Origin of the sequence: Kitasatospora sp. RG8 (genome assembly GCF_017813315.1) — a bacterium.
GTDB lineage: Bacteria > Actinomycetota > Actinomycetes > Streptomycetales > Streptomycetaceae > Kitasatospora.
The window spans coordinates 67875-74847 of sequence record NZ_JAGIYX010000039.1; the positions used below are offsets into that span (position 1 = coordinate 67875).

Annotated in this window: 6 protein-coding genes; all 6 read right to left on the bottom strand. The window is 74.2% G+C overall.

Annotated elements, in window-relative coordinates; genetic code table 11:
* Positions 1-103: 103 nt before the first annotated feature.
* Positions 104-418, bottom strand: coding sequence for a cupin domain-containing protein (locus J5Y04_RS36550; protein ID WP_209416842.1), 315 nt, complete (start codon positions 416-418; stop codon positions 104-106).
* Between the two features lie 109 nt (positions 419-527).
* Positions 528-1184, bottom strand: a complete 657-nt coding sequence (locus tag J5Y04_RS36555) for a YigZ family protein (protein WP_209416843.1) — start codon at positions 1182-1184, stop codon at positions 528-530.
* A gap of 90 nt (positions 1185-1274) precedes the next feature.
* On the bottom strand, positions 1275-2564 hold the full coding sequence (locus J5Y04_RS36560) for an aldolase/citrate lyase family protein (RefSeq protein WP_209416844.1): 1290 nt from the start codon (positions 2562-2564) through the stop codon (positions 1275-1277).
* 163 nt (positions 2565-2727) lie between these two features.
* Positions 2728-4413, bottom strand: a complete 1686-nt coding sequence (locus J5Y04_RS36565) for a DUF2637 domain-containing protein (RefSeq protein WP_209416845.1) — start codon at positions 4411-4413, stop codon at positions 2728-2730.
* Positions 4414-4655: 242 nt separating this feature from the next.
* Positions 4656-5321 carry a response regulator transcription factor gene (locus tag J5Y04_RS36570; RefSeq protein WP_209416846.1) on the bottom strand — a complete coding sequence of 222 codons (666 nt, stop codon included), beginning with the start codon at positions 5319-5321 and terminating at the stop codon, positions 4656-4658.
* Positions 5273-6673 (bottom strand): histidine kinase, encoded by a 1401-nt coding sequence (locus tag J5Y04_RS36575; protein WP_307853484.1) that lies wholly within the window; start codon positions 6671-6673, stop codon positions 5273-5275. Before J5Y04_RS36575 ends, J5Y04_RS36570 begins: the two co-directional genes overlap by 49 nt.
* Between the last annotated feature and the right edge of the window lie 300 nt (positions 6674-6973).

Below are 6973 nucleotides of genomic sequence, written 5' to 3' on the forward strand. Positions count from 1 at the left end.
GTACCGCGCCCCGCCGTCGCGTGGCACCCGGCCGTCGTGCCGGATCCGGGTCGGGGTGCCGAGCGGTCGCGCCGGGCAACCGCACCGGGCAGTCGTGCCGTGCTCAGCCGTCGTCGCGCTCGGGACCGGTGCGGCTCCACTCCGGCACCGCCACCGGAACCGCCAGCGGGCAGCCCTCCGGGCTGTCGTAGCTGGCGATCAGGACGACGGGGACGCTCCCGTGGTTGCGGCCGACGTGGATGTGGACCGGTCCCGCCTCCTCGACCAGCGACTCCCCGGCGCAGCTGACCTCGACCCGGCCGTCGTGCAGGGTCCGGGTCAGGGTGCCGGAGAGCACCACGACGTCGACCCGCCCCGGGTGGTAGTGCCAGCCCGTGCTGGCCCCCGGGGGCAGCGTGATGGTCTGGACGACGGGCATCTCGGTTCGGCTTCCTGGTCGGCGGTCCGCCCAGGCTAGGCAGGCCCGGCAGGCGCCGAAACGGGCGGGGACCGGACTGTCCGAAACTCTGTCCGGAATCCGTGCCGCCTCAGACGGGCACCTCGACGTACGTCCGCCCCGCCGCGACCGCAACCGCGGTACCGCCGGTCGCCTCGGCCAGCCAGGTGTGGAACTCGGCCACGTCCGGCTCGGGCACCCCGACCTCGATCCGCACCCCCGTCGCCTCGTACGCCAGGTCGCTCACCGCGTACCCGGCCGCCCGGAGGTCGTTCTCCACCCGCCCGGCCCGGGTGTGGTCCGCCGTCACCGCGAGCAGCGCCACCGGCCGCCGCTCCAGCAGTCCGACCGCGTCCACCGCCTCCGAGACCGCGTTCCCGTACGCCCGCACCAGGCCGCCCGCGCCGAGCTTGATCCCGCCGAAGTACCTGGTCACCACGGCCACCGTGTCGGTCAGGCCGCGCCGGCGCAGCACCTCCAGCATCGGCACTCCGGCCGTGCCCCCGGGCTCCCCGTCGTCACTGGAGCGTTCGCGCCGCTGCTCGTCGCCGACCACGAAGGCGGTGCAGTTGTGCCGGGCGTCCCAGTACTGCTTGCGGATGCCCGCGATGAAGGCCTGCGCCTCCTCCTCGTCGGATACCCGGGCGAGGTGGCAGATGAAGCGGGACTTCTTGATCTCGGTCTCGTGGCTGCCCGCGCGCCGGATGGTGAGGTACTGCCTGGGGGTCGGCTCCGGCGTGGCGGACATGGCGCGGTGGTTCTCCCGGACGACGAGGACGGCAAGGGGCTGGCGGGGCCGGCCGGAGCACCCCGGCGGCCCCGCCAGCCTAACCCTCGATCAGCGGCCGGCCAGCGCGTCCAGCTGCGCGCGGTCCAGACCGGTCAGCGAGGTGACCTCGGCGAGGTCGACCGCGCCGCAGTCCAGTCCGCGCAGCACGTAGCCGCTGAGCGCCCGGGCGGTCGCCGGCTCGTCCATCACGTCGCCGCCGGCCTTGGCGACGTACGCGGCCAGGCGGGCGGCGGCGGCCTCCAGCCCCTCGCGGTAGAAGGAGTAGACGGCGGCGTAGCGGGTCGGCAGGTGTGCCGGGTGCATGTCCCAGCCCTGGTAGTAGGCGCGGGCCAGCGAGCGGCGGACCAGGTCGTGGTGGAGCTTCCACGCGGCGTGCACCTGCGCGGTGGAGCCGGTCGGGATGACGTTGGTCGAGCCGTCGGAGAGGCGGACGCCGGTACCGGCGGCGGCCACCTGCATCACCGCCTTGGCGTGGTCGGCGACCGGGTGGTCCATGCTCTGGTAGGCGGCGCTGACCCCGCACGAGGCGCTGTAGTCGAAGGTCCCGTAGTGCAGGCCGGTCGCCCGGCCCCCGGCGGCCTCGATCATCAGGGACACGGTGGCCCGGCCGTCGGGGCCGAGGATCGCCTGGGTGGTCTCGATCTGGATCTCGAAGCCGATCCGGCCGGCCGGCAGCCCGGCCGAGCGCTCGAAGTCCTCCAGCAGCCGGACCAGCGCGGTGACCTGCTCGGCGTACGTCACCTTGGGCAGGGTGAGCACCAGGCCCTCGGGCAGACCGCCGTTGGCCAGCAGGGTGGCGAGGAACAGCTCCAGGGTGCGGATGCCGCGGTCGCGGACGGCCGCCTCCATGCACTTGATCCGGATGCCGATGTACGGCGGGGCGCTGCCGTCCGCCACCGCGGCGGCGACCAGCTCGGCGGCCCGGACGGCGGCCGCGTCCTCCTCGGCGTCGGGCCGGGGGCCGTAGCCGTCCTCGAAGTCGATCCGCAGGTCCTCGACCGGCTCCCGCTCCAGCTTGGCCCGGACCCGGGCGTGCACGTCGGCGAGCAGCGCGTCGTCGGCCACGCCGAGCGCGCGGGCCAGCTCGGCCGGGGTGCCGGCGTGGGTGTCGAAGGCCTCCAGTGCCTGGCGGCCCCAGTCGCGGACGGTGTCGGCGCCGAAGGCGTCGGCCGGTACGTAGACGGTGTGGACCGGCTGCCGGGTACCGGAGTCGCCCGGGTAGCGCCGGGCCAGGTCGGCGTCGACCGGGGCGAGCAGCGCGTCCACGGCGGCACGCGCCTCGCCGGAGAACGAGGCTCCGCCCGTCGGCCCGGTACCGTCCAGCTCGACCTGCGACATCCGCACTCCTCCGCACCTCGCCGGTCCATGGCGGACCCACGCTTCAACAGTTTGTTGAGGCGAAGGTAGCCCCGCCGTGGTCGGGCGTCAATGGCCGACCGAGCGGTGGACGGGCAGGTGGGCGGCCGGTGCGGGGGCGGCCACGCGGGTCGGGACCGGTCGGTCAGTCCCTCCCGGCGGCGGCGTAGCGGTCGCTCAGCTCGGGGAAGAGCCCGGCGACGTCCTTCGGGTGCACCGACCCGTCCGGTCGCGTGCCGGCCACCCCGTACTCCTTGGTCAGCCAGTCGGCGAGGCGCTGCGGGTCGGGCTGGTGCCCGTGGGTGTCGATGTAGCTCACCAGCGCGTCGTAGCAGAGCTCCGGGTCCAGCCGGGACGACGACGGACGGGAGTCCACGTCCTCCTGGTAGCCGGACTCGGACGGGCGGCCGGTGACCTGCGGGGCGACCGGCTCCGGCGAGCGGTCCGCCTGCTGCCGGTACTCGGCGTCCTGCTGGTACTCGCCGTCCTGCGGGTACCCGGCGTCGTCCGGGTGCTCGCCGCCCTGGGCGGGGGCGGGCTCGGGCAGGACCGCCTGCGCGGCGGGCCGCGGGGCGGACTGCGGTCCGGGCTGGGCGGCTGCCTGGGGCTCGGACTGGGGGGTGGTCGGCCTCGGCGGCTTGAACCACGGCGAGGCCTGGCCGGGGACACGGCCGCCGGGCGAGCCGTCGCCCTGGGGCCCGCTGGTACGGACCGGACGCTCCGTCCAGACGTTCAGCTCCTCGCGGGGCTGCGGAGGAGCCTGCTGCTCGGCGCCCGCCGGCTCCTGCGCCGCGCGAAGGCGCACCGCGGCCAGCTTGGCGAGCATCGGCGCGGCCACCTCGGCCGGCACCGGCGCGACGGCGGGCGAGGCCGCCTCGGGCTGCGTCTGCTGGGGCTGCCGCGGCGCCTGGGGCTGACCTTTCTGGAGCTGCTGGGGCTGCTGGACCTGGGGCTGAGACTGGAACTGCTGCTGGACCTGCTGGACCTGCGGCGGCTGCCCGCCCGCGGGCTGGGCGACCGCGGGCTGGGCGACCGCGGGCTGGGCGACCGCGGGCTGGGCGACCGCAGCGGCGGCGGCCGGCGGAATCGCCGCAGTCGCCGCCCGTTCCGCCGCCAGCTCCTTGGCCTCGCGCAGCTCGCGGGCCTCGCGCGCCTCGTCGTCCAGCCGCTCCAGCACCCCCGGGTCGAGCGGCACCCCGTACTTGGCCAGCTTGAGCGGCAGCAGCGCCTGGATCGGCGCCGAACGGCGCCAGCCGCGGCCGTACCGGAACCGCAGCTGTGCCCGGTAGACCAGCCGGTTCTGCTCCAGCCGGACCACCTCGTCGTAGGAGCGCAGCTCCCAGAGCTTCATCCGCCGCCAGAGGCGGAAGGTCGGCACCGGAGAGAGCAGCCAGCGCATCAGCCGGACCGACTCCATGTGCCGGTCCACCGTGATCGCGGCGATCCGGCCGACGGCGTGCCGGGAGGCCTCGACGACCACCACGAAGAGCACCGGGATGACCGCGTGCATGCCCATCCCGAGCGGGTCGCCCCAGGAGGCGGCCGCGTTGAACGCGATGGTGGCGACGGTCAGCAACCAGGCGGTCTGCCGCAGGAGCGGGAACGGGATCCGCAGCCAGGTCAGGACGAGGTCGAGCGCGAGCAGGACCACGATGCCCGCGTCCACGCCGATCGGGAAGGCGTACGAGAAGGCACCGAACCCCTTCTCCGTCGCCAGCTCCCGCACGGCGTTGTACGACCCGGCGAAGCCGATGCCCGAGATGAGGCAGGCCCCGGCCGCGACCAGCCCGAGCAGGCCCCGATGGGCCTTGGTGAGCGATGGGCGTGCCATTACGTCTATCAACCCCTGGATGTCGGCTGCGGCCGTACGCTGCCGCGGCTGCCGGTTCCCGCTTGTCGGGACGCCGGACGGCTGCAGCGACCTCCGGGCTCGGCCCACCGGAGTTTACTCGTACACCTGTTTCAGCGTTCCCGCAGCCCAGGGTGTCACTGCCTGCCGCACATCCGTTCCCGCGACCGTGCCCGGTGGCGACGTCAGCCGCTCCGTTCCCGCGCCCGCGGCCGGTCGGGGCGTCAGCCGGCCCGCTCCACCGTGCCGTTGAGGTAGGCGAGCACGGCCAGCACCCGACGGTTCGCGTCGTCGGCGGGGACCAGTGCGAGCTTGGTGAAGATGTTGGCGATGTGCTTGGCCACCGCGCCGTCGCTCACCACCAGCTTCGCCGCGATCGCCGAGTTGGAACACCCCTCCGCCATCAGCTCCAGCACCTCCCGCTCACGCGGCGACAGCCGCTGGAGCGGGCCCGGGCGCCGCGCCGTGCTCTGCATCAGCTTGGCGATCACGTCCGGGTCCATCGCCGTCCCGCCGGCGGCCACCCGGCGGACCGCGTCGATGAACTGCTCGGCGTTGAACACCCGGTCCTTCAACAGGTAGCCGACGCCGCCGGTGCCGTCCGCCAGCAGCTCCCGCGCGTACAGCTGCTGCACGTGCTGCGACAGCACCAGCACCGGCAGGCCCGGAATCTCCCGCCGCGCCTGGAGCGCGGCCTGGAGCCCCTCGTCGGTGAGCGTCGGCGGCAGCCGTACGTCCACCACGGCGACGTCCGGACGGTGCGTCAGCAGGGCGTCCAGCAGTTCGGGGCCGGTCTCGACCGCGGCGGCGATCGTGAAGCCGTGCGCTTCCAGCAGCCGGATCAGGCCTTCGCGAAGGAGGTAGAGGTCCTCGGCGAGGACAACTCGCACGGCAGCTCCAGAGTGATGGTGGTCGGACCGCCCGACGTGCTGTCGATGGCGAGGACACCGTCGAAGGTACCCAATCGCCGCTCGATCCCGCGAAGGCCGGTGCCCCGGGCGGGGTCGGCCACGCCGACGCCGTCGTCCGTCACCGTGACTCGCAGCCTCCCGGCCCGGTGCAGGATGTCCACCCAGACCTGCTCCGCGCCCGAGTGCTTGGCCGCGTTGGCCAGCAGCTCGCAGATGCTGAAGTAGACGGCCGCCTCCACCGGCGCCGCCGGACGGTCCGGCAGGCTCACGCAGACCTCCGTCGGCAACGCGCTGTCCAGCGCCAACGCCCGGACGGCGTCGCCCAGTCCGCGCTCGGCGAGCACCGGCGGGTGTATGCCGCGGACCAGGTCGCGCAGCTCCTGCAACGCCCGGGCCGAGGACTGCCGCGCCTCGGAGAGGAGTTCGCGGGCTGCCGCCGCGTCGGTGTCCATCAGGTGCTCGATCGTGCCGAGGGTCATCCCGATCGCCACCAGGCGAGCCTGCGCGCCGTCGTGCAAGTCCCGCTCGATCCGGCGCAGTTCGGCCGCCTGACTGCCGGCCGCGTCCGCCCGGGTCTCGGTCAGCTCGGCCACCCGCCTGGTCAGCTGTGCCCGCGAGGCCCGGCCGTCCTGGTCCAGCACCCGGCGCGCCAACTCGGCGTACGCGCGCACCGCGAGCGGCGCGACCAGCACTCCGAGGACGGCCAGTGCCAGCCCGAGGACCGCCGAGAACAGCAACGGACCTGCGGCGACCCCCGCCGGCCCGGCGCCCGCCAGCGCCACCATCGCGTAGCCCGTCCCGCCCAGCACCAGGCCGGCCACCGGCGCCGCCAGCGCCACCGTGGCCAGCGGCCTGACCACCAGCCAGGTCATTTCCGACCGCGTCGTCCGGTCCCGCACGGCCCAGTTCAGCAGCGACGCGAGCTTCGCCACCGCGTGGGACCGGTGGTACGAGTACCCCGTCCACCAGTGACCGCGTTCGTCCAGCTCCAGCGCCGGCCGGGGCTCGTACTCGGCCGGCAGCCGGATCCCGTACCAGCGGACGAGCTGCGCGCGGGTACGGTCGGCGCTCGGGCGGACGAAGAGACCGGCGACCGCGAGGCCTGCAACGGCCGCCGTCACGAGGGCGAGCAGGATCCCCAGAACCTCGGACTCCAGGAACGTGGCGAGCGCGGCACCGGTGAACAGCGCCGTGAACAACGGCAGAGCCGTGGCCGGGACGGCCCCCAGCGCCAGCAGCGACAACCGGACCAGCGCGCGGCCGCCCTCCACGAGGGCCGCTTCGGTCTGGGCACGCATGCTCGCGCCGCTCGTTCCACTCGCTGTTGTCACGGATGCTCCTGATGCCGGTCCCGATCGTCCTGCTTCAGTGTTCCCGAGCCGGCCTATCCGGGGCACTGGCCGTACGCCCCTATTCCGGGGGTGGTCCTAGCACCACCCCTCCGGGGGGCCTGCCCGGCTGAGCGAGGAAGAGGGGGGCGGATGGGGCCGTGCCCCCATTTCGGGAAGCGCAGAGCCCCGGAAACGCAAAGAACCCCCGATCCGTGATGGATCGGGGGTTCTCTGTGAATGATTGTTCGGCGGCGTCCTACTCTCCCACAGGGTCCCCCCTGCAGTACCATCGGCGCTGTG

Excerpts from the sequence above, each read along its gene's own strand:
- J5Y04_RS36565 (WP_209416845.1), bottom strand. The coding sequence starts at position 4,413 with ATGGCACGCCCATCGCTCACCAAGGCCCATCGGGGCCTGCTCGGGCTG.
- J5Y04_RS36560 (WP_209416844.1), bottom strand. The coding sequence starts at position 2,564 with ATGTCGCAGGTCGAGCTGGACGGTACCGGGCCGACGGGCGGAGCCTCG.
- J5Y04_RS36555 (WP_209416843.1), bottom strand. The coding sequence starts at position 1,184 with ATGTCCGCCACGCCGGAGCCGACCCCCAGGCAGTACCTCACCATCCGG.
- J5Y04_RS36550 (WP_209416842.1), bottom strand. The coding sequence starts at position 418 with ATGCCCGTCGTCCAGACCATCACGCTGCCCCCGGGGGCCAGCACGGGC.